Source organism: Amycolatopsis sp. NBC_00438 (assembly GCF_036026695.1).
Taxonomy (GTDB): Bacteria; Actinomycetota; Actinomycetes; order Mycobacteriales; family Pseudonocardiaceae; genus Amycolatopsis.
In genome coordinates, this window is sequence record NZ_CP107923.1 from 9,891,671 (window position 1) to 9,913,124 (window position 21,454).

24 protein-coding genes are annotated in these 21,454 nt (G+C 71.7%); 12 read left to right on the forward strand and 12 right to left on the reverse strand.

What is annotated here, in order from left to right; all coding sequences use genetic code 11:
- Window positions 1–158: 158 nt before the first annotated feature.
- Complete coding sequence (locus OG494_RS45780) at window positions 159–1,367, reverse strand: MFS transporter (RefSeq protein WP_328449689.1); 1,209 nt, start codon at window positions 1,365–1,367, stop codon at window positions 159–161.
- A 385-nt stretch (window positions 1,368–1,752) separates the two neighbouring features.
- On the opposite strand from OG494_RS45780, the gene OG494_RS45785 reads away from it, so the two are divergent.
- Complete coding sequence (locus OG494_RS45785; protein ID WP_328449691.1) at window positions 1,753–2,649, forward strand: SDR family NAD(P)-dependent oxidoreductase; 897 nt, start codon at window positions 1,753–1,755, stop codon at window positions 2,647–2,649.
- A gap of 93 nt (window positions 2,650–2,742) precedes the next feature.
- Here OG494_RS45785 and OG494_RS45790 read toward each other — a convergent pair whose 3' ends face one another.
- Complete coding sequence (locus OG494_RS45790) at window positions 2,743–4,602, reverse strand: AMP-dependent synthetase/ligase (protein WP_328449693.1); 1,860 nt, start codon at window positions 4,600–4,602, stop codon at window positions 2,743–2,745.
- A 198-nt stretch (window positions 4,603–4,800) separates the two neighbouring features.
- Between OG494_RS45790 and OG494_RS45795 the strand changes: the two genes are divergently transcribed.
- The 5 genes from OG494_RS45795 (at window position 4,801) to OG494_RS45815 (ending at window position 10,147) form a co-directional block, all read left to right on the forward strand.
- Window positions 4,801–5,457, forward strand: coding sequence for a transcriptional regulator (locus tag OG494_RS45795; protein WP_328449695.1), 657 nt, complete (start codon window positions 4,801–4,803; stop codon window positions 5,455–5,457).
- A gap of 737 nt (window positions 5,458–6,194) precedes the next feature.
- A complete protein-coding gene (locus OG494_RS45800) occupies window positions 6,195–8,777 on the forward strand; it encodes a sensor histidine kinase (RefSeq protein WP_328449697.1) in 2,583 nt (860 codons plus the stop codon).
- Window positions 8,777–9,196, forward strand: coding sequence for a roadblock/LC7 domain-containing protein (locus OG494_RS45805; RefSeq protein ID WP_284745731.1), 420 nt, complete (start codon window positions 8,777–8,779; stop codon window positions 9,194–9,196). The genes OG494_RS45800 and OG494_RS45805 overlap by 1 nt, the downstream gene beginning before the upstream one ends.
- Window positions 9,193–9,564, forward strand: coding sequence for a DUF742 domain-containing protein (locus tag OG494_RS45810; RefSeq protein WP_247056937.1), 372 nt, complete (start codon window positions 9,193–9,195; stop codon window positions 9,562–9,564). The genes OG494_RS45805 and OG494_RS45810 overlap by 4 nt, the downstream gene beginning before the upstream one ends.
- On the forward strand, window positions 9,545–10,147 hold the full coding sequence (locus OG494_RS45815) for a GTP-binding protein (RefSeq protein ID WP_328449703.1): 603 nt from the start codon (window positions 9,545–9,547) through the stop codon (window positions 10,145–10,147). The genes OG494_RS45810 and OG494_RS45815 overlap by 20 nt, the downstream gene beginning before the upstream one ends.
- Before the next feature lie 81 nt (window positions 10,148–10,228).
- Here the strand turns inward: OG494_RS45815 and OG494_RS45820 are convergent, their stop codons facing one another.
- Complete coding sequence (locus OG494_RS45820) at window positions 10,229–10,678, reverse strand: DoxX family protein (protein WP_328449705.1); 450 nt, start codon at window positions 10,676–10,678, stop codon at window positions 10,229–10,231.
- 110 nt (window positions 10,679–10,788) lie between these two features.
- Between OG494_RS45820 and OG494_RS45825 the strand changes: the two genes are divergently transcribed.
- Window positions 10,789–11,256: an NUDIX domain-containing protein gene (locus OG494_RS45825; RefSeq protein WP_328449707.1), complete on the forward strand. Its 468-nt coding sequence runs from the start codon at window positions 10,789–10,791 to the stop codon at window positions 11,254–11,256.
- Here the strand turns inward: OG494_RS45825 and OG494_RS45830 are convergent.
- Window positions 11,204–11,893, reverse strand: coding sequence for an HAD-IA family hydrolase (locus tag OG494_RS45830; protein ID WP_328449709.1), 690 nt, complete (start codon window positions 11,891–11,893; stop codon window positions 11,204–11,206). The two genes, OG494_RS45825 and OG494_RS45830, sit on opposite strands and share 53 nt — an antisense overlap.
- A gap of 28 nt (window positions 11,894–11,921) precedes the next feature.
- Window positions 11,922–12,443, reverse strand: coding sequence for an O-acetyl-ADP-ribose deacetylase (locus tag OG494_RS45835; RefSeq protein WP_442874356.1), 522 nt, complete (start codon window positions 12,441–12,443; stop codon window positions 11,922–11,924).
- A 220-nt stretch (window positions 12,444–12,663) separates the two neighbouring features.
- Between OG494_RS45835 and OG494_RS45840 the strand changes: the two genes are divergently transcribed.
- A complete protein-coding gene (locus OG494_RS45840) occupies window positions 12,664–12,933 on the forward strand; it encodes a hypothetical protein (protein WP_328449711.1) in 270 nt (89 codons plus the stop codon).
- On the opposite strand, the gene OG494_RS45845 is transcribed toward OG494_RS45840, so the two are convergent.
- From OG494_RS45845 to OG494_RS45855, 3 genes are all read right to left on the reverse strand, one after another.
- Window positions 12,930–13,727 (reverse strand): alpha/beta fold hydrolase, encoded by a 798-nt coding sequence (locus tag OG494_RS45845; RefSeq protein ID WP_328449713.1) that lies wholly within the window; start codon window positions 13,725–13,727, stop codon window positions 12,930–12,932. The two genes, OG494_RS45840 and OG494_RS45845, sit on opposite strands and share 4 nt — an antisense overlap.
- 28 nt (window positions 13,728–13,755) lie before the next feature.
- Complete coding sequence (locus OG494_RS45850) at window positions 13,756–14,400, reverse strand: DUF998 domain-containing protein (RefSeq protein ID WP_328449715.1); 645 nt, start codon at window positions 14,398–14,400, stop codon at window positions 13,756–13,758.
- 99 nt (window positions 14,401–14,499) lie between these two features.
- On the reverse strand, window positions 14,500–15,621 hold the full coding sequence (locus tag OG494_RS45855) for a metallophosphoesterase (RefSeq protein WP_328449716.1): 1,122 nt from the start codon (window positions 15,619–15,621) through the stop codon (window positions 14,500–14,502).
- 74 nt (window positions 15,622–15,695) lie between these two features.
- Between OG494_RS45855 and OG494_RS45860 the strand changes: the two genes are divergently transcribed.
- Both OG494_RS45860 and OG494_RS45865 read left to right on the forward strand, forming a co-directional pair.
- Window positions 15,696–15,968 (forward strand): DUF6412 domain-containing protein, encoded by a 273-nt coding sequence (locus OG494_RS45860; RefSeq protein ID WP_328449718.1) that lies wholly within the window; start codon window positions 15,696–15,698, stop codon window positions 15,966–15,968.
- Between the two features lie 64 nt (window positions 15,969–16,032).
- Window positions 16,033–16,689, forward strand: coding sequence for a YidC/Oxa1 family membrane protein insertase (locus OG494_RS45865; protein WP_328449720.1), 657 nt, complete (start codon window positions 16,033–16,035; stop codon window positions 16,687–16,689).
- Here OG494_RS45865 and OG494_RS45870 read toward each other — a convergent pair.
- Window positions 16,672–17,085: a DnaJ family domain-containing protein gene (locus OG494_RS45870; protein WP_328449722.1), complete on the reverse strand. Its 414-nt coding sequence runs from the start codon at window positions 17,083–17,085 to the stop codon at window positions 16,672–16,674. The genes OG494_RS45865 and OG494_RS45870 overlap by 18 nt on opposite strands.
- 109 nt (window positions 17,086–17,194) lie before the next feature.
- Here OG494_RS45870 and OG494_RS45875 point away from each other — a divergent pair, with 109 nt between their 5' ends.
- Window positions 17,195–17,983, forward strand: a complete 789-nt coding sequence (locus OG494_RS45875) for a TetR/AcrR family transcriptional regulator C-terminal domain-containing protein (RefSeq protein WP_328449724.1) — start codon at window positions 17,195–17,197, stop codon at window positions 17,981–17,983.
- 60 nt (window positions 17,984–18,043) lie between these two features.
- On the opposite strand, the gene OG494_RS45880 is transcribed toward OG494_RS45875, so the two are convergent.
- The 3 genes from OG494_RS45880 to OG494_RS45890 all read right to left on the reverse strand — a co-directional run bounded on the left by OG494_RS45880 (window position 18,044) and on the right by OG494_RS45890 (window position 20,587).
- A complete protein-coding gene (locus OG494_RS45880) occupies window positions 18,044–18,310 on the reverse strand; it encodes a hypothetical protein (RefSeq protein WP_328449726.1) in 267 nt (88 codons plus the stop codon).
- Window positions 18,311–18,315: 5 nt separating this feature from the next.
- Entirely contained in the window at window positions 18,316–19,479 is a 1,164-nt protein-coding gene (locus OG494_RS45885) for a lytic transglycosylase domain-containing protein (RefSeq protein WP_328449728.1), read from the reverse strand.
- Window positions 19,480–19,684: 205 nt separating this feature from the next.
- Window positions 19,685–20,587, reverse strand: a complete 903-nt coding sequence (locus OG494_RS45890) for a LysR family transcriptional regulator (RefSeq protein ID WP_328449730.1) — start codon at window positions 20,585–20,587, stop codon at window positions 19,685–19,687.
- Window positions 20,588–20,690: 103 nt separating this feature from the next.
- Between OG494_RS45890 and OG494_RS45895 the strand changes: the two genes are divergently transcribed.
- Entirely contained in the window at window positions 20,691–21,386 is a 696-nt protein-coding gene (locus OG494_RS45895) for an SDR family oxidoreductase (protein WP_328449732.1), read from the forward strand.
- Window positions 21,387–21,454: the final 68 nt, after the last annotated feature.

A 21,454-nucleotide genomic window follows, 5' to 3' on the forward strand; every position in this document is an offset into this window, starting at 1 on the left:
GCGAATTGTCGTCCCCCGATTACCCCGAGAGGTGGCTCCCGTGCGCAACCGCGACCTGTGACGAGTGCGAATCCCATTCACGATCTTGACTTCACGGAGAGGTGGTTCCCGATGGCCAACCGTGACCTCTGAACCCGCGGAGTCCACTGAACCGACTGTCATGACGGCGGTGGTTGCGGCCCGTCGACCCGGCGCCAGGCGAGCGCGACCGGGACGGCCAGCAGCAGGCCCACCGCGCCGGCGAGCGCGATCGTCGTGTTCGCGGAGCTGATCCACTGCGCGACCAGCCCGCCGATCCCCACCCCCACCCCCTGGGCGACCCGCAGCCCGGTCCGGTACAGCCCACCGGCGCTGCCACGGATGTCGTTGGGGACCCACGTGATGAACGTGGCCGACACCGTGATGACGTAGGCACCCGTCGCCCCGGCCAGCGCCAGCAGCACCAGCGCGGTCGCGAGCCCCGGCCGCAGCGCGAAGGCCGCGAGCGCGGCCAGCGGCAGCGCGGCCAGCACTCCCAGCAGCTTGCGGCGGCGTTCCGTCGAGACGAACCGCGACAGCACGAACGTGCCGAGCACGAAGCCCAGCGGGTCGGCGGCCAGCAGCCAGCCGACGGCTTGTTCACCCGCGCCCAGTTGCGCGGCGAGGGGCGCGGCGAGGCCCTCCGGGATGACCGCCAGCCCGACCAGCCAGGACAGGTAGAGCAGCACCCGCAGCCGTTCGTCGCCGAAAACCTGCCGGATGGCGCCGAACCACGGGGCGCCGCCGTCGCCGGCGGCCGGGCGGCGCAGCACCAGCAGCTGTACCGCGACCGCGGCGACCAGGAACGTCACCGCGTCGATCGCCAGGGCCCACGACGTGCCGATCGTCGTCACCAGCAGGCCGCCGACGGCGAGGCCGCCCAGCATGGCCGTGTTGTTGGTGATCCCGCGCAGGTCCTGGCTCTGCAGGTAGACGTCGTCGTCGGTGAAGATCTCCCGGCCGAGCGCGTTCTGCGCGGCGTTGCCCGGCGCGTTCGCCAGCCGGGCCAGCACGAACAGCACGAACAGCCAGCCCATCGGCATCCCGGGCACGGCCATCAGCCCGATCAGCACGGCCTGCGCGAGCGACCCGGCGACCAGCACGGCCCGCCGCGGGAAGCGGTCGGCGAGCTGGGACAGGCCCAGGCCGCCGGCGAGCGCGGGCAGGAACGTCAGGGAGTAGACGACGGCCGAGAGCAGCGGCGACCCGGTCCGGTCGAACACGAGGATGGCCAGCGCGACGATGGTGAGCTGGTCGCCCAGCATCGACTGCGTCTCCGCGAACCACAGCGCGCGGAACTCCCGGTTGGCCAGGACGGCCCGGAACCGAGGGGTCGCCCGCGTCGTCACCTCGCCACCACCGTCCCCCGATCGAGTGAATATGGATCGCCTCGCATTGTGCCTCGGCAGTGACGACCCGGCCCGGGGGCGTCACACTCGCGGTCCCGGGAAGCACTAACAGTATGCCGTCGATTACTCGCCGACGTACGCGGAACAGCGCGCGACTGCACCCTTGAGCCGATCGGGCTACGCCGCCTGACCGGCGGCGGACGGTGCCCGTGACCGGTGCGCGGGTATCTCCGGGCTGATCGAACCGGGCTCGCTCGGCGCAGAGCGGGGGCCGCTCGTCGTCGTGGCGATGCCCCGTTGGGCCGAACGGGCCAAGACTGGAGCCAGGACCGGCCGGGGTGGACGGGCCGCCGCGCCGACGGCGCCGCAGATCGGGGAGATGACGATGGACGACTTGATGCAGGGCAAGGCGGTCGTGGTGACCGGCGCCGGGCGGGGGCTGGGCGAGGCGTTCGCGGTGCACATCGCGCGCGCGGGCGGCGCGGTGGTCGTCAACGACATCGACGTCGAGCTCGCCGAGCGGACCGCCCGGACCATCCGGGACCACGGCGGCCGGGCCGTGGCCAGCGGGCACAGCGTCGCCGAGGCCGGCGAGGCGCAGGAGATCATCGACCTGTGCGTCAAGGAGTTCGGCGGGCTCGACGGGCTGGTCAACAACGCCGGGCTCAACTACGAGGCGCTGCCCTGGGAGGACGACGCCGAGCAGGCCCGCGAGCTGGTCCAGGTGAACGTCCTGGGGGTCGTCAACACCGGCCTGGCCGCGATCAAGGCGATGGTCGACGCGGGCACCGGCGGCTCGATCGTCAACATCTCCTCCGGCGCCTCGCTCGGGCAGCGCAAGCTCGGCGTCTACGCGGCGAGCAAGGGCGCGGTCGCGTCCCTGACCTACTCGTGGGCGCTGGACCTCGAAGACGTCGGCATCCGCGTCAACGCCGTCTGCCCGCTCGCGCACACCCGGATGGTGTGGAAGTCCGAACGCTCCCTGCGTGCCTGCCCGCCGGACCGGACGCCGTCGCGGATCGCGCCGGTGGTGCTGTTCCTGCTCGGCGAGGGCTCGGACGGGATCACCGGGCAGATGATCCGCTGCAACGGCCCGCAGTTGCACGTCATGGGCCAGCCGTTCCTCAAGCAGCCGATCCTGGAGCGCCCGGTGTGGGACACCGAGACCGTGCAGAAGGCCTTCGACGAGGTCTTCAGCGCGCACCTGGAGAACTACGGCCTGGAGAAGCGCGTCCCGCCGCGGCTGCGCAAGTGGACCGACACCTCGCCCCGGACCGCCTGACCACTTTGCGTTTCAAAGCCGAGCTTTCGCTAGGAAAGATGCGTCCCAGGGGCCTCCGGACGCATCTTTCCTAGCGAAAGTGACGCTTCGGGGTCAGGAGCCGGCGGTGGGGGCTGGGTTGCGGGCGGCGGCGTAGAGGGCCTCGATGTCGGCCGAGTAGCGGTCGTTGATGATCCGGCGCTTGAGCTTCAGCGTCGGGGTCAGCTCGCCCGACTCGGGCGTCCACGTCTTCGGCAGCACGTGGTAGCGCTTGATCTGCTCGATCCGGGCCAGCCGGCTGTTGGCCGACTCGACCGCGCGCTCCAGCTCGGCGCGCACCGCCGGGTGGTCGGCCAGCTCGTCGGGCTTCGCGTCGACGCCGTTCGCCGCGGCCCAGCCGGGCGCGATCTCGTCGTCGAGGACGAGCAGCGCCGTGACGTACGGGCGGTCGTCGCCGATCGCGACGGCCTGGCCGATCAGCGGGTGCTCCTTGAGCAGCCCCTCGATCCGCGTCGGGGCGATGTTCTTGCCGCTCGACGTGATGATCAGTTCCTTCTTGCGGTCGGTGATCGTCACGAAGCCGTCTTCGTCGATCGTGCCGATGTCGCCGGTGGCGTACCAGCCCTCGGCGTCGGTCGCGTCGGCGATGGTGCCGTCCTCCTGCAGGTAGCCGAGGAAGACGATCGGGCCGCGGACCAGCAGCTCACCGTCGTCGGCGACACGCACGTCGACGTCGGCGAGCGGCTTGCCGACGCTGCCCGCGCGGAACGCGGCACCCGAGTTCGACGTCGCCGCGCCGGTCGTCTCGGACAGGCCCCAGACCTCGGCGATCTCGATGCCGAGCCCGGCGAGGAAGTAGATGATCTCGACCGGCAGCGCGGCCGCGCCGCTGGAGGCGACGAGCACCTGGTCCAGCCCGAGCAGCGCCCGCACCGGGGCGAGGGCGGCCGCGTCGGTCTGCTTGATCCGCTCGGCCAGCTCCGGCGGGACCTCCTGGCCGGCGCTGCGCAGCTTGTAGCCCTGCTGCAGCAGCTCGTTCGCCGCGAGCAACGCCGCGCGCCGGTCCTCCGGCACGCCGCCGAGCATGTTCTTCAGCCCGGCGACCATCTTCTCCCACACGCGCGGGACGCCGAAGAAGCTCTGCGGGTGCACCTTGCCGAGCGCGCCGACGACGCCGGACGGGTCGGCGAGCGTGTGCACGTGCCCGGCCCAGACGATCGGCAGGTAGACCGACAGCTCCCGCTCGGCGATGTGCGCGAGCGGCAGGTACGCGATGTTCGTCGCGTGCATCGGCGGGTGGTGCAGCTCCGTCACCGCATACGCCTGGTGGATCGCGTTGCGGTGCGACAGCACGACACCCTTGGGGTCACCGGTGGTGCCCGAGGTGTAGATCATCGACAGCGGGTCGTCCGGCTGGATGCCCTGCCAGGACTTCTCGAACGCTTCGGGGTCGGCGGCAAGCGCTTCCCGGCCGCGCGCGCGGACGTCAGCCAGGGAGACGAACCGGTCGTCGCCGGCCGGGATCGCGGTCTCGTCCATCACGACGATGTGGCGCAGCGCCGGGAGGTCGTCGAGCACCGGGCGCCAGCGGGCCAGCTCGGTCTCGCCGCCGAGCACCACGACCGGCGCCGCGCTGTGCCGCGCGACGAACCGGATCTGGTCCGGGCTGAGCGTGGCGTAGGCGGTGCACGGGATCGTGGACAGGTGGGTCGCGGCGAGGTCGGTGACGATGTGGTCCGGGCAGCCGGGCGCCATGATCAGCAGCCGGTCGCGCGGGGCGAGCCCGAGCCCGGCGAGGCCGCGGGACACCTCGGCGATCGCGGTGCGGAACTCCAGCCAGCTGAGCGTCGGCTGCCCCTCGATGTCGAGCGAGGTGATCGCCGGCAGGTCCGGGTAGGTGACCGCGTTGCGGTGCAGCAACCGCGGGATCGTCTGACCTTCGGTCTGCTCGGCGACGGACGGGGTGGTCAACACTGGCCTCCTGGTGGTCCGGATGGCCACACTTTAGGGGCTCCGCAGGCTGGTGGATAGAGAATCGCGGCCAGGTCAAATGTCTCCTTCATCCGGTTTCGGCCGGTCAGCTCCTCACGACCGGCCGCGGTGCACGCGGGCGCCGGCCCGCGAACTTCGCTTGAATGGACGGGCCACGTCCGGCGGACGACAGGGGATCCGATGACCCGTCAGGCTCGCGAGCTGCTCGACCAGATCCAGGCCGAGCTCGCGCCGCGCGACGACGACAACCGGCTGGTCCCGCTGATCACCGCGGGCCGCGCGCCGCGGCGGGTGTTCGCGGCCCTCGCCGCCGAGGAAAAACGGATCACGCTCAGTGACTGGCGGAGCTTCCACGCGCTGGCCGCGCGGGCCGACGAACCGAACGCGCGCACCTTCTTCGGCGGTCTCGCACCGGGAGAGCAGCAGGCGCACCTGATGCTCGACGCGCTAATCGCGGCGGCTGGTCCAGACCACGGCGAGGAGCTGCCGCGCGCGGGCTGCCAGGCGTACCCGGCTGTCGTCGCGTGGCTGGCGCTCAACGGCGAGCAGGCGGCGACCACGGCCGGGATCTTCGCCAACTTCGCCGCTTTCGGCCGGTACTGCCAGGACGTCGCGGCCGGCATGCGCGAGCACTACGGGTTCGACGACGCCGCTTGCTCGTTCTTCGACTTCTTCGCCGCCGACGTCCCGGAGATCGAACAGCAGGCGCTCGCCGCGATCCAGGCCGGGATCGACGCGCACCGGCTCGACGTCCACGAGGCGCTGGTCTGCGCCCGGCTGTTCCAGAGCTACGAACTCCAGTTCTGGAACACCCTGGCCGACGAGTTCCCCGGCTGAGGAAACCCTTGCGGTGAAAGGGCTTCAGGCGCCGATGCCGGCGGCGCGGGCGGGACCGCGCGTGCCGCGGGCGTCTCCGAGGGTGGCCGCCGGACGTCGCGCCATGGCGCGCAGCGTCAGCCCTGGCCGCGACGCGACGGGTGCCCGGTAATCGAATTCTTCGACGGCGCGCTATTCCATTCGGAGCAGTGCCGGGGGGTCGACTTCCGGAACCGGTTCCGCTGCCGCTTCGGGCCGGTCGGGCTCCCGCTTCGCGGAATGGCGGGAATTCCGGCCCGCGTTCCGGTGAATCCGTGGTGCCGATCGCGATTCGTGCGTATTTCCGCTTTCCGGGAGCCGTCGAACCCGAACGAGGTCGTGATGAGGCCCGGCCGTGCCGAACCCGTGATGTTTCTCACCGAACGATTCGGCGCCGCCGTACGTAGCGGCCCCCGGGTCGGCGCCGGGTCCGGTCGGCACCGGTTCCGGCGCGCACCCGTGGCGTGAAACGGAAGTCGTCCCGCGGCGAACGTCACGACTTTCGGTGGTGGACTTTCCAAGCGCGGGCAACGAGTGTGGATGGGTCACCGTTTCCAAGATCACGTTATCGCCACGGACTTGACGTGCCCTGAAGGGCTGCATACCGTCGTCGCGGGCGAAGCAGACCACGGTGATGTTGATCCGGCTGGTCGGAATCCGGGTGTTGACCGCCTCGGGCGACCCGAAACCATGTACTGCCGGAAGGAAAACGGACCCAGGTGAAGCAGATTTCTCTTCGACGCAACCGGGGATCCTCGATTCGGAAGCGCGTCCTCACGATCGCGCTCATCCCCAGTGTCGCGCTACTGCTCGTCGGCGTGGCGCTCGCAGGTTACCTGATCTACGACGCCGTCACGGGCCGTGACTACGTGAACCGGATCCGGGGTTCGGAAGCCCCGTCGATCCCGTTCTTCGGCGCGCTGCAGCAGGAGCGCCTGGCGACCCTGAGCCTCCTCGCGGGTCAGGGCAACCAGCGCGCGGTGCTCGCGGTCGTCCGCCCGAAGACCGACCAGAACGCCGCGAAGACGATCGAGTACCTCAAGGACAGCTTCGCCGGCTACAGCGACACCCCGCCCAGCGTCCAGAAGAACATCACCACGTTCTTCGGGCTCTACCAGCAGCTGCCGCAGACCCGCCAGGCGGTCGACAGCGGCCAGATCCAGATCAGCCAGGCCTTCACCTTCTACAACAAGATCATCGACCAGTTCACCGACGGCCTGGCCGGGCTGGCGCAGAACGCGCGGGGCGCGCAGAACGCGTTCGACCGGCTGACCGCCATCCCGATGTTCACCGCGGCCGAAGCGATGCAGCGCAGTGACGCGCTCGCGGCCGCCGGGCTGGCCGCGGGCGGGCTGACGAACGACGACTTCCGCACCTACGTCGGCCAGGTCGGTGCCTACCACGCGCAGCTCGACGCGTCGGCGCCGAAGATGATCCCCGAGGTCAAGGCCAAGTACGACCAGCTGCTGGCGAGCCAGCCGTGGCAGATCGTGAACCAGGTCGAGACGGCGTTCCTGCGCGGCGACCTGACCAAGCTGCCGGTGGCGCAGGACCAGTGGCGCGCGGCCGCCAAACAGGTCGGTGACGCGCTGTCGGGCATCTTCGTCGCGCAGAGCGCCAACGCGAGCCAGGCCGCGATCGACGACGCCGACTCGACGTTCACCGAGTCGCTGATCGCCGGTGTGATCGCGGTGCTCTTCGCGGTCTTCGTCGTCTTCGTCGCCGTCCGGCTGTCGAACCGGCTCATCGGCCGGCTGCACCGGCTGCGGGAGGACACCCTCGACGCGGCCGAGGTCCGGTTGCCGGAGCTGGTCGCCCGGGTCCAGGCGGGTGAGCCGGTCGACCTCGAAGAGGGCGGGCACTTCCTCGACCACGGCACCGACGAGATCGGCCAGGTCGCCGACGCGTTCAACAAGGCGCAGCAGACCGCCATCGCGGCCGCCATCGACGAGGCCAAGATCCGCGAGGGCACCAAGACGGTGTTCCTCAACATCGCCCACCGCAGCCAGGTCATCGTGCACCGCCAGCTCAAGGTGCTCGACCAGGCCGAGCGCAAGCAGGAGGACCCGGAGCAGCTGGACACGCTGTTCCAGCTCGACCACCTCTCCACCCGCGCCCGCCGCAACGCCGAGAACCTGATCATCCTCGGCGGCGGGCAGCCGGGCCGGCAGTGGCGCAACCCGGTCGGGCTGGCCGAGCTGGTCCGCGGCGCGTCCGCGGAGACCGAGGACTTCGCCCGGGTGAAGACCGCGGCGCTGCCGCAGATCGCCATCCGCGGCCCAGTCGTCGGCGACCTCGTGCACCTGCTGGCCGAGCTGATCGACAACGCGACGTCGTTCTCGCCGCCGCAGTCGCGGGTCGAGGTCCGCGGCAACGTGGTCGGCAAGGGCGTCGTGATCGAGGTCGAGGACCAGGGTCTCGGGCTCGAACCGGACCAGACCGAAGAGATCAACACGCTGCTGGCCGCCCCGCCGGACTTCGGCATCATGGCCCTGTCCGACGAGCCGCGCCTGGGCCTGTTCGTGGTCGCGCGGCTGGCCGCGCGCCACGGTATCCAGGTGCACCTGCGCGAGTCGGCCTACGGCGGCACCCGGGCGATCGTCCTGGTCCGCACCGACCTGCTCGCCCCGCTCGCCGAGCTCGAGCCGGAGCAGCCGATCACCCCGCCGAAGCCGGAGCTCGTGCCGAACCCGGGCGAGTCCGAGCCGCCGAACGACGAGGTCCGGCAGCTGCGGCGGCAGCCGCGCCGCCCGGCCCGTCACCGCACGGACCCGCCGCCGATGCCCACGCAGCCGGCCCCGGTGATCGCGCCGGCCCCGGCGCAGCCGCCGTCCGAGCCGACACCGGTGCCGGTCGGGACCGTCTCCGAGCCGGTCAGCCAGCCCACCCAGATCCAGCCGGTGAGCCAGCCGCCCAGCCAGCCGACCCAGGCCCAGCCGGCGGCGTCGGCCCGGCCGCCCGCGCCCCCCGTCCGCCAGCGCCCGGCCCGCCCGGCCGCGCAGCAGCCGGTGTGGCCGCCGCAGGAGCCCCGGCAGGAGCCGCGGCCCGCGGTGTCGGAGTCCCGGCCGCAGCAGCCGCGCCGCCCGGAGGCCCCGGGCCGCCCGCCGCTGCCGCAACGGCGACGTCAGCAGAGCCTCGTTCCCCAGTTGCGGGAAGATAGGCCGGCACAGGAACGGGAAGAGGTCCGGCTGGACTCCCCGGAAGCGGCCCGCAGCCGGTTGTCCGCCTTCCAGCAGGGCACCCGCCGGGGCCGTGACGAGGAACCAGCCGGGAACGACGACACGTACGGAGAGCGCGAGTAATGGCCAACTCAGGCGTCAGTGAGCTCGACTGGCTGCTGGACGACCTCGTCAAGCGGGTCGCCGGCGCGGACCGCGCGGTGGTCCTGTCCTCGGACGGCCTGCTCATCGGGCGGTCCGGGAACCTCTCCGAAGAAGACGCCGAACACCTCTCGGCGGTGGCTTCGGCGTTCCAGAGCCTCGCGCGCGGCACCGGACGGCACTTCGGCGGCGGCAACGTCCGCCAGACGATGGTCGAGATGGACCACGCGTTCCTGTTCGTGACGGCGGCCGGACGGGGTGCCTGCCTGGCCCTGCTCGCCCGCGAGGACGCGGACATGGGCCTCGTGGCCTACGAGATGAACCTGATGGTGAAGCGGGTCGGCCAGGTACTCACCTCGGCGCCCCGGACCGGCGCCGGCGTCCTGCCCACGTCGCCGTGAGCGCCAAGCACGAAGCCTGGTTCGACGACGAGGCCGGCCCCCTGGTCCGGTCCTACGCCGTCACAGGTGGGCGCACGCGCTCCGACACGCTCGGGCTGGACCTGATCACGCTGGTCGTCGCGCTGCGCACGGCGCACGAAGCGGGCATGCTCGAACCGGAGTACGCCCGCATCGTGGCGCTGTGCCAGCGACCGGTCTCGGTGGCCGAGGTGGCCGCACGGGTCGACTTGCCGTTGCCCGTGGTGAAGGTGATGTTGAGCGATCTCATCGAGCAGAACCTGGTGCTGTTCCGTACCGCGGCGCCGGTGAACGAAACTCCCAACAAACACGTACTCCAGGCGGTTCTTGATGGCATCCGGAAACTCTGAACCCCGGCGGAACCTGACCGCGACGGCGGTCAAGGTGCTGATCGCCGGCGGCTTCGGGGTCGGCAAGACCACGATGGTCGGTTCGGTGAGCGAAGTGCCGCCGCTGCGCACCGAGGAAGTCATCACCACCGCGTCCGAGGGCGTCGACGACCTATCGGGCATCGAGCAGAAGACCACCACGACGGTCGCGCTCGACTTCGGCCGCATCACGATCAACCCCGACCTGATCCTGTACCTGTTCGGCACGCCCGGGCAGGACCGGTTCTGGTTCATGTGGGACGAGCTGGCGGAGGGCGCGCTCGGCGCCGTCGTGCTGGCCGACACCCGCCGGTTGGACAGCTGCTTCGCCGCGGTCGACTTCTTCGAGCGTCGCAACCTGCCGTTCGTCGTCGGCGTGAACTGCTTCGACGGCGGTTACCGCTACGGCACCGAAGAGGTCCGGCAGGCGCTCGACATCGGCATGGACGTCCCGCTGCTGCTGTGCGACGCGCGCGAGCGGGAGTCGACGAAGCAGGTGCTGACCAGCCTGATGGAACACGTGATGGCGCGGTCCGACCTGGCGGCCGCCCAGGGCGGCTTCTAACCCCTACCTCCGAAGTCCGTGAAGGCCACCTTGAGGGACTCTATGTCCCTCAAGGTGGCCTTCACGGACTTGCGGTGCGGGTCAGCGGCGGCGCTTGAGGAGCGTGTCGAGCGCGAAGGTGCCCGGGCCGACGACGGCGAAGAGCAGGAAAACCCAGGAGTAGACGGCGGCCGGCTCGCCCATGTTCTGCAGGGGCAGCAGGCCCATCGGCGCGTGCACGGTGAAGTAGGCGTAGGCCATCACGCCGGACAGCACCAGCGCCGCGGCGCGGCTCGCGAGGCCGACCAGCAGCAGCGCGGCGCCGGCCAGCTCGAGGACGCTGCCCCACCAGCCGGGGAACGAGCCGAACGGGACGCCGCCGCCCTGGCCGTCTATCCCGCCGAAGAACCCGAATCCCTGGAGGCCGTGGAAGCCGAACAGGAACGAGATCACGATCCGGCTGGCCGAGATGACGGCGCCGGCGGCCGCGCTCGTGCGCTTGACCTCGGTGTTCTCGGTGGTCCGGGCGGCGGGGGTGATGGTGGTGGTCATGGTGGGTTCCTTTCGGTCCGTTCTCGCCTTCTGTCAACGCGTCGATCCGGCCGCGGCCGGATCGACAACCCCGCGGAAAAATCTTCGGCGGGTTTCGGCAGACTGGGCCGATGGCGGGCAAACGCAGTGCCGGGCTCCTGCTCCACCGCGGGCGGGGCGACGACGTCGAAGTGCTGCTCGGGCACATGGGCGGGCCGTTCTGGGCGAAGAAGGACGCGGCCTCGTGGTCGCTGCCGAAGGGCGAGCTGGACGAGGACGAGCCCCCGGAGGAGGCGGCGCGCCGCGAGTTCCAGGAGGAGCTGGGCCTGCCCGCGCCCTCCGGTGACTACGCGCCGCTCGGGGAGATCAAGCAGTCGGGCGGCAAGGTCGTCACGGCGTGGGCGGTCGAGGCCGACCTCGACCCGGCGGCCGTCGTGCCCGGCACGTTCACCATGGAGTGGCCGCCGCGCTCGGGCAAGCAGCAGGAGTTCCCCGAGCTGGACCGCGTCGAGTGGTTCACCCTCGACGTCGCCCGGGAGAAGCTGCTCAAGGGCCAGCTGCCGTTCCTGGACCGGCTGACGGCGTTGCTCGACGGCTGAGCAGCGCTTCCAGCGGCTCGGCGGTGAAGGACGGCAGGACGACGTCCGCCGCGCCGAAGTCGAGGCTCTCGGTGATCGCGTTCGGCACCGCGACGCAGGTCAGCCCGGCGGCCTTGGCCGAGGTCACGCCGTGCGGGGTGTCCTCGAAGGCGATGGCCTCGCCGGCGTCGGCGCCCAGCGCGTCGAGGGCGGCGAGGTAGAGGTCGGGCCGTGGCTTGGCGGCGTGCCGGTCACCGGTGCAGACGGCGTCGAAGTAGCCCGCGATGCCGAGCCGTTCGAGGTGCGGGAGCACCCAGCCGCCGGACGAACTGGACGCGACGGCCAGCCTCAGGCCATGCTCCCGCGCGGAGTCGAGGTAGCCGAGGACGCCGTCGCGCGGCCCGAGGGTCTCGAGGAGCTTGAGGACGCGGGCCTTCGTGACCGGGCGCAACGCCTCGACGTCGATACCGGGGACCCGCTCGGCGAGCAGGGCGAACATCGCGTTCGTGGTGTGCTGGGTGCCGATCACGGCGTACCAGGCGGCCAGCGGCAGCTCGACGCCGTGGTCGCGGAAGGTCTCCTGCCAGGAGGCGAGGACGGCGGACTCGGTGTCGGCGAGGGTGCCGTCGAAGTCGAAGACCAGCGCGCGGGTGGGCACGTCCGCACCCTGCCCGGTCGGTGCTCGCTCAGGCAAGGGAGTTGTGACGCGCGCGAAAGGCGTCCATGGCCTCTTCGCCGCGGAGCGCGAAGACGATCTCCTCGACATCGGTCTCCGCGGCGCGGACGGTGGCGAGCGCGATCTCGGCGGCGGACGCCATCGGCCAGCGGTAGATCCCGGTCGAGATGGCCGGGAAAGCGACGGTTTTGGCCTCGAGTTCGTCGGCGACCTTCAGCGAGTTCCGGTGGCAGTCGGCGAGCAGCGCGGACCGGTCTTCGGTGGCCGACCACACGGGCCCGACGGTGTGCACGACCCACTTCGCGGGCAGGTTCCCAGCGGTGGTGGCGACGGCCTGCCCGGTCTTGAGCCCCCGCCCGTAGTGCCCGGCCCGCAGTTCGCGGCACGCGGCGAGGATCGCGGGCCCGCCCTTGCGGTGGATGGCCCCGTCGACGCCGCCCCCGCCCAGGAGCGAGGAGTTGGCGGCGTTGACGACGACGTCGACGTCGAGGGTGGTGATGTCCGCTTCGACGATCCGGATGGACGGGCTCATGGTGACCATGTTCCCGGGCCCGTCCACCGGTAATCGCGGCGATGGCAGACTTCCGGCGTGCTGCTGCTGACCTGGATCGCCGAGCTGGGCGCCGAGGAGTTCCTGGTGGAGCCCGCGGATCCCATCGCGGAAGCGCGGCACAACACCTGGTTGCTAAGCACCGGCCCGGTGGCAGTGCCCACCGGGGAGGGTCGTTGCCGCGTTCGAAGCGTTCACCGAGGTGCTCGCCGGCCGCCTGACCGTGACCCTCTACGTCCGGCACAACGAGCAGGTCGGGGCGCTCCGGTGCTCGGTCTCCTCGCGTGCCCCGGAGGCGTTGCCCTTCGGCGGCTCATACCGGCTGGCCGGCGACCTGACGCCGATCGTCGACGCGTTCCTCGCCGACCCGCAGCCGGGCGCCGTTCTCCGGAGTGAGCTGGAGGACGCGCCGGACGGGGTGGACGAGCCGGAGCCGCCGCCATTTCCCGTCTGGGCGCGGGTGCTCTCCTAGCTCCGGAAGAAGTCCGTCAGCACCGGGGCCAGCGCGGCGGCCTGCACGATGTGCGTCTGGTCCGGCAGCGTCCGGTACTGCGCCGAGGGCAGGGCCTTCGCCAGCGTCGCCACGCCGTTGCGCATCCACTCCGGGCTCTTGCCGCCGTCGATGGCGACAGCCGGGATCTTCACCTCCGGCCACGCCGGGGACGGCAGCGGCGCGCCCGACTGGCGGTCGCCCACCACCGCCGTGTCGTACGGGATCGTGTGGGCCACTCGCTTGAGCTTCGACCAGAACGGCATGACCCGCATCGTCGCGACGACCGCGGGGCTCAGGCCGACGCCCTCGGTCATGAAGATCTTGACCGCCTTGCCGCGCTTGCCCGCCGCCACGGCCGCGTCCAGGCGGGTCGCGTAGTCGGCCGGGACCGGCTTGCGGGTGTCGTCGACGATGAACGGCGGTTCGTACAGCGCCAGTTTGGTCACCGGCAGGCCGCGGTCCACCGCTTCCAGCGCCAGCGCCGCGCCCGACGAGATGCCGAACAGCAACGCCGTGCCGCCCGCCTGCTCGACCAGCGCTTCGAGGTCCTCGACCTCACGCTCGATCGCGTACGGCGCGGTGTCGGTGCTCTCACCGCGGCCGCGGCGGTCGTAGGTGTAGACGGTGAAGTGCGCGGCCAGTTCCTTCGCCAGGTCGTCGTTGGGCGACGAGCCGCGGTAGCACATCGCGCCGTCCACCAGGACGAGCGCGGGGCCGGACCCGGCGCGGGTGTAGGCGATCTCGGTGCCGTCGGCGGAAACCGTCGTGCTCATGGGTCTTCTCCTTGTCCGGTAAGGGGTTTCAGCGCCGCATCAGGTGGGCTGACGTCGTCGCGAGCCAGGTCCAGGCGACAGTGACCGCCGCCCAGAAGCCGAGCGTCACGACCGGGCTCGTCGAACCGGACGCTACGCCCGCGAAGCCGAGGAAGAAAAGCACGCCGGTGATCCGCGAGTACCGGGCCCGCCCCGGCGTGAGGTGCGAGCCGATGACGAAGCACGCCGCGATCAGGCCGGCGAAGCCGATGCCGCCGCAGACGAAGTGCAGCGTGCCGTGCCAGCTCACCGACGCCGGCGGCCCGGCGGGCGTGCCGAGCGGGAAGCCGTCCTGCGGGTCGGCCCGGAAGCCGCCGGCGCAGAGCAGGCCGACGCCGTAGACCGCGAGCAGCCTCGGGCCCCACCGGCCGGGCAGCGTCCGGCTGATCCCGGCTGCCGCCGCGAGCGTCAGCAAGCCGGTGACCAGGAAGTTCGTGATCTGGATGAAGCCGAGTGAGCCGTCCGACAGCAGGCTGGCCGGGTGCCGCGTGAGGTCGAAGCCGGCCCGCGTCAGGCCCTGGACCAGCCCGGTCAGGACAAAGACGGGCCCGGCGAGGACGCCACAGGCGAGCAGGGCGCGGGTCCGGCCGTCCGACGTCGTGGCGGTGCGGGCGGGGCTCAGGGTGGTGGTCATGCCGGACAGCCTGACATCCGAGTACAAAAACTGTCAAGACAAAAAAACTTGTCGGTAATGCCGGAGAGAGGCCGCCCCGGGGGATCGGGGCGGCCTGACTCAGGCGCGGCGCAGCGTGAGGAGCGTGATCTCGCTGGGCGCGAAGACCCGGAACGGCGGTCCCCAGAACCCGGTGCCCCGGCTGTTGTAGAGCTGGGTCGGGCCGAACCGCTTGAGGCCGGACAGCATCGGCTGATCGAGCCGCACCAGGAAGTGGAACGGCCAGATCTGGCCACCGTGCGTGTGCCCGGAGATCTGCAGGTCGATGCCCGCTTCCTGAGCCTGCACGACCTGCTTCGGCTGGTGCGCGAGCAGCACGACCGGCACTTCGGACGGCACGCCGTCGAGCGCCGCGGGCAGGTCGGGGCCGTGGCCCGGCAGGCCGGACGACGCGCCCGTCGGGTCGTCGATGCCGGCGAACACGATCCGGTCGCCGCCGCGCTCCAGCAGCGTCGAGCGGTTGTGCAGCGGGTCCCAGCCGAGCCCGGCCATGTGGTCGAGCCAGCCCTGCGCCTCGCCGAAGTACTCGTGGTTGCCGGTGATGTAGAACCGCCCGAGCTTGGCCTGGACGCCGCCGAGCGGGTCGACCTGCTTGCGGCGCCGCGCCACCGAGCCGTCCGCGAGGTCACCCGCGTGGCAGACGACGTCCGCGTCCAGCGCGTTCACCGCCGCGACGACCTTCTCCGACCACTTCGTCCGGTCGATCGGTCCGAAGTGGGTGTCGGTCAGGACCGCGACGCGCAGGCCGTCGAGCGCCGGGCCGAGCCGCGGGATGACGACGTCGGTCGCCTTCACCGGCGGCACGCGCATCGCGACGCGGTTGCCGTACACCAGCAACGAGATGGCCACGAGCGCGGCGGCGCCCGCGACGATCCGCGACCGCGCCGGGTCGTCGACGCCGAGCAGCGCGACGCGCAGCACCAGGCTCAGCACGGACCACGTGAACAGCACCCAGCTGACCGCGAGCAGCGTGTCGCCGAGGCGGGCACCGCCGTCACGCTGGCGCTTACCGTGGCCGAAGACCATCGCGACCGGCATCGTCACCAGGCCCAGCGCGAAGAGCGCGGTGCCGGCGATGAAGCCCGCGGTACCCCACTCCGGCGCGAGAACGAGCGTCCACCAGGGGACGGTGAACAGCAGAAGCAGCGCCAGGATCGGCACCGCGAGGAAAGGGCCTCTCATCGAACCAGGTTACAGCCCATCGGGCTGTTAGCGCTTCGGCTACGCTGGGAGCGGAAGGAAGGGGGACGGCTGTCGTGACCACGTTGCTCGAGCTGGCGTTCCCCGTGCTGATCAGCCCCACCGCGCTGGTCGCCTTCGCCTCCCTCGCCGCCGCGAGCCTCCTGGTCGTCCTGCTGGTCGGCAGCACGCAGCGCAGCGAACTCGCGCTCTGGTCAGTGCCGGCCCGCAGCCGGGTCGCCGCCGCTCGCCGTCGCGCCCGCCGGGCCGAGTCCATCCGGCTCCGCGATCCCGGCGCACCCGGACGCAGCAGGCCACGAGCACCCGGTTTCCGCAGCCTGGCTGCGTAGGAACCTCTTACACGCAGCCATTCCGCCTGCCCCTTTCCCTCTTCACTCATGCGGAGTGCTGCCCATGTTCGGCTTTCTCGACGTGCCCGTCGCCGGCGCGTACCACCTGATCCACTGGCTGACCCCGCTCCCGGCGGTGGTGGTCATCGTCGGCTTCACCCTGTCCGTGCGGCTGCTGCTGCACCCGTTCGCCCGCGCGGCGGCCCGCGGCGAACGCGCCCGGGCCGTCCTGATGCCCGAAATCAAGGCGCTGCATACCGAACACGGCCGGGACCGGGAGCGCCTGGCCGCGGAGATGACGAAGCTGCAGCAGGAGACCGGTACGTCGATGTTCGTCGGCTGCCTGCCGATGCTGGCGCAGCTGCCGTTCTTCATGGTGATGTACCGCGTCTTCACGACCGCCACGATCGGCGGCGAGCCCAACTCGCTGCTCGGCGCGACGCTGTTCGGCACGCCACTGGGCGCGCACGGCCTGGCCGGCAGCCCGCTCGTCTTCGTGATCGCGGCCGGGCTCGCCGTCGTCGCGTGGTTCTCCGTGCGCTGGCAGGACCGGCAGCGCGAAGCCGCCGCGGCCGAGGTGCCCGGCGGGAAACTGCTGCGGCTGCTGCCTTACGGCACGGTGCTCGTGACGCTCGTCGTGCCGCAGGCCGCGGGGATCTACCTGCTCACGACGACCGCGTGGAGCGCGGCGGAACGCGCGTGGTTACGGCGTGGCGCGTGAGCGGCGCCAGTCCTCCAGCGCTTCGTCGACGTCGACCGGCGCGACGGTGAGCGGCGGGCCGGACAGGTGGTTGCGGTAGGCCTGGCGGATCCGCTCGTTGAGGTCCTCGACGAGCTCCCGCACCCGCCGTTCGGTCCGCTCGCCGGCGAGTGTGCCGGGCAGGTCCTGCACCTCCCGCTTGAGCGCGAGCGCGGGCGGCAGCAACGCCGCGGTGTCGTGGCCCTCGGCCCGGACCCGCCGCAGGATCCAGTCGGTCGCGGCGTCGTTGCCGGTGGGCGGCGGCAGCGGCTTGCCGGTGCCCGGCAGGTCGTCGAACTCCCCGCGGTCGCGCGCTTCGCTGATCCGGCAGTCGACCCACCAGCGGAAGGAGACCTTGGGCGGCTTGCGTCCGGTCATGGTCTCCAGGGTAGGCGGACAGACGTCCGGGTTCCCGGGACCAACGTCCTGAAGTGCCAGGTGAGCGCGGTTCGCCGGTAGGATCGCGGGGACGGAGCGAGGGGAGCGCATGACCGCCGAACGCAGTGGTGCCGAGAACATCGACCGCACACTGGCGTTGCTCTGGCGCGCCCGGGGCGGGGCCGGCGAGCCGACGAGGGGCCGGCGTCCGACGCTGACGGTCGAGCGGATCGTCGCGGCGGCGATCACGGTCGCGGACGCCGACGGGCTGGCGGCGGCGTCGATGCACCGCGTCGCGAAGGAGCTCGGCGCGGGCACGATGACGCTCTACACGTACGTGCCCGGCAAGACCGAGCTGGTGGACCTGATGGTCGACGACGTGCTCGTCGAACGACGGCTGCCCGGGCCGGGCGAACCGCGTCCCGCCGACTGGCGCGAGCAGGTGGCGCTGTACGCGTCGCGGACCGGCGACGCCTACCGGAATCACCCGTGGCTGTGCGAGGTCTCGCGGGTGCGGCCGCCGCTGGGCCCCGGTCAGCTGGCCGGCCAGGAGTACCTGCTGTCCATCATGGACGGTCTGGGCCTGCCGCCGCGCGACGCCGTCGCGGCGGCCAACGGGATCGGCACGTACGTCGACGCGAACGCGGCGCTGGGCGCGGAGAACACGCGCCTGGAGCGCAGCACGGGACAGTCCACCGAGGCCTGGTGGCACCAGCGGTCGTCGTTCTGGGAGAACCACTTCACGGTCGAGGGCCACCCGGCGATCAACCGTGCCTGGCTGGGCGGCGGTTTCGGCGGAACGGCCGAAGCCCAGGGCGAAGCGGCCTACGAGTTCGGGCTGCACCGCATGCTCGATGGCATCCAGGCCCTGGTCAGCGGCGATACCTCAAGTCCGTGAAGGCCTCCTTGAGGGACTCAGTGTCCCTCAAGGAGGCCTTCACGGACTTGAGACTGGGTGTCAGCGGCGAGTGGTGCGCAGCCACCGCGAACGGCGGCGTTCCTGCGCCGGCACCGCCGGCTCGGCCGGTGTGGTGTCGCCGCGCAGGATGTCGCGGCACGTCGGGTCGAAACGGCCCGGTGCCTCGATCATCGGGGCCGCCAGCACCACGTGGCCGCAGATCGCGACGAACCGCCCGCTGTGCCGGCCGGTCGCGAACTCGTCCTCGGTGACGGCGTGGCTGTAGCCGTCGGTGTCACAGCGGATGTGCACCAGGAAAGGCTCCACCGGGCTCACCCCGGCGGGGTGGTCGTGGTGGTGGTGGACTCGGTGGGCGTCTCCGCGGAGCCGGCCGGGGTGGTCGGCGTCGTCGACGGCGGCGGGGTGGTCGTGCTCGTGGTCGACGGCGGCGTGGTGGGCGTCGTCGGCGTGGTGGAGGTCGGCGAGGTCGGTGAGGCCGGCGTCGTGGGGGTGGTGGACGTCGGCGAGGTCGAGGTGGTCGGGGTCGTCGACGTGCCCGGCAGCGGGAGCGTCCCCGGCGGGCCGGTGACCACCGGCGGGGCGGGCGGCGCGGGGACGCCGACCGGGCCGCCGGCCGCGGCGTTGTCCGGGGCGTTCGGCGTGCCGATCGGGATGTCGCTGTCGGGCAGCTGGGCCACGCCGCCGCGGTAGGCCGTGGCCCACGCCAGCACTGTGTCCACATAGGACTGCGAGTTGTTGTAGCGGCGGACGGCGATCCGCTGGCCGGCGTCCGTGGAGAGGTCGAGCCCGCCCGAGCAGAGGTACCGCGCGCTGGCCAGGGTCTCGTCGTAGACGTTGTTCGGGTTCGAGACGCCGTCGCCGTTGCCGTCGGAGGCGTAGCCCTTCCACGTCGCCGGGATGAACTGCGTCGGGCCGACCGCGCGGTCCCACAGCGCGTCGCCGTCGTACTTGCCGCCGTCGGTGTCCGGGATCGCGGCGAACGCGCCCGCGCCGTTGAGCACCGGCCCGAGGATCGGCTCCAGCGTGTCGCCGGCCGCGTTGACGTACCCGCCGCGGGCGTGGTTCGACTCGATCCGGCCGATGCTCGCGATCAGCGCCCAGTCGATGTGGCAGCCCGGCTGTTCCTTGTTCAGGATGTCGGCGGCGTTCTTGTACGCCTTGAGCATGCTGGCCGGGATGCCGAGCGGCCCGGAGATGCCGGCCGAGCCCGCGTGCCCGCCGGGCACGACCAGCGGCATCGGCACCGGCGGCTGCGGCAGGCTGCCGTCGACGGCGACCGGCGGCATGACGATGTTCGGCGGCTGCAGCGGCGCGGCCTGGTCCGGCAGCGCGTCCCCGGAGTTCGCCACGACGACCGGCGCGGGCAGGCCCCCGGCGGTCAGCGTGGGCAGCACGACGAGCGCGCCACCGGCGAGCGCGGCGGCGGTCCGGCGGACGGAACGCGCGCTCTTGCGACGTGGCCGGTGCTTCGGCATGGTCGTCCCCGCTTCCCTCGATCTTCGCTGATCGCCTCACCCGATCGGCCCCACCACCGGTACTGGCCGGTAGGAGCAAGCTATCCGATGGAAGCGAACTTTGGCGAATGGCACAGCGAAATCCGGTCGTCCCGGAGAAGTTCGTCCTGTTGGCACAAAACCTTCGTAGGGAATCTGTCACATTCACCAGGACTTAACGGGTCACTCAGGAGAGTTTGTCCAGTAGCGCGGCCGGGACGGCGATCCCGCGGTGACGTACGTCCGAACAAAACCGCCGGACGAGCGAATCCGACGGCGTTGCGGTGAAAGTGACGACTTCGCGGTGCAGCGCGGGCTTCAGCCGCCGCAGCGCGCCGGCGAACGTCCGGGGCAGCGCCGTCGTCGGGACCAGGGCCACGCCGAGGCCGGCCGCGGCCAGCTGAGCCGCGGTCGACGCCTGCTTCGTCCGCATCACCGCGTCCAGCACCGTGGCGTGCTCCGCCGCCACCCCGTCCAGCCAGCCGCCGAGGCCGTTGTCCCGGTGGTAGTGCACCACCGGGAGCCCGGCCAGGTCCGCGATCGGCACCGCCGCGCGGGTGGCGAGCGGGTGGTCCGCGGCCAGGGCCAGGACGATCTCCTCGCGCCCGACCACTTCGCTGTGTCCGGTCCAGCGGCTCGGCCGCGGTCCGGCCGCGACGTCCGCCTCACCCGTCTCCAACGCTGTGACCAGCGCGTCCGCGCTCGTCGTCTCGACGAGCGTGATCCGCACGCCCGGCCGTTGCCGGTGCCAGGCCCGCAGGACCGGCGCGAGCAGCCCGGCGGTCATGGTCTCCGCGCACGCGATCCGGAGGGAGCCGTCACCGCCGCTGGCCACCGCGCGGCCGGTGCGGACCACCCGCTCGGCCGCGGCCAGTGCCGCCCGCGCGTCACTCAGCACGGCCCGGCCCGCCGCGGTCGGCCGGACCCCGCGCGGCAGCCGTTCGAGCACCGGCGTGCCCAGTTCGCGTTCGAGCGCGCCGATCTGGTGGGACAACGCGGGCTGCGAAAGGTGCAGCCGCGCGGCCGCTTCGGTGATCGATCCCGCGTCCAGCACGGCGACCAGGCACTCGAGGGCGCGCAACGTAGGCATTCGCTGATTCTATCGCAGCCATCGAAAACCTCCGTATCACGACGGGATGGATCCGGTGCCGCCGCGCGCTGAACCCGGAGTGCGAGACGAAAGGAGCACGACGATGTCTTTCGACGGAAAACGGCTGGTGATCGTGGGCGGCGGTTCGGGGATCGCCCGCCGGATCGCGGTGGACGCGCGGGCGGCGGGAGCGGAGGTCGTCTTCGCCGGGCGGAATCCGGAGTGTTTCACCGAGCCCGGAATTGTCACCGAATACGCCGATCTCGGGGACGAATCCTCGCTGAAAGCGCTTGCCGAGACGGTGGGTGAACTCGATTTCCTGATCACCCTGGCCGCGGCACCGGCGAACGGGCCGATCGCGACACTGGACCGGGACGCGGTCACCCGGGCCTTCGACGCCAAGGTGATCGGGCCGATCACGCTGGCCAAGCACTTCGCGCCGCGATTCCGCGCCGGTGGCGCGATCGTGCTGTTCTCCGGGGTCGCCGCGTGGCGCCCGATGCCGGAGCGGGCGGTGATGGCCACGACGAACGGCGCGGTCGCGTTCCTGGCCGAGGCGCTCGCGGTGGAGCTCGCGCCGGTCCGCGTCAACGCGGTGTCGCCGGGCATCGTCGACTCGGGCGCGTGGGACCGCCTCGGCGACGCGAAGGACGACTTCTTGCGCCGCACGGCGGAAGCGAATCCGGCGCGCCGCGTCGGCGGGACGGCGGATATCTCCACGGCGACCTTGAGCCTGCTGGCGAATCCGTTCATCACCGGGACGACCCTGCACGTCGACGGCGGCGGCCGGCTCTCCTGAGCGCGGCTGCTTTACACGGCCCCCGGCCATTCCTATGATCGGCCGACCGGACGCGTCGCCACCGTCCG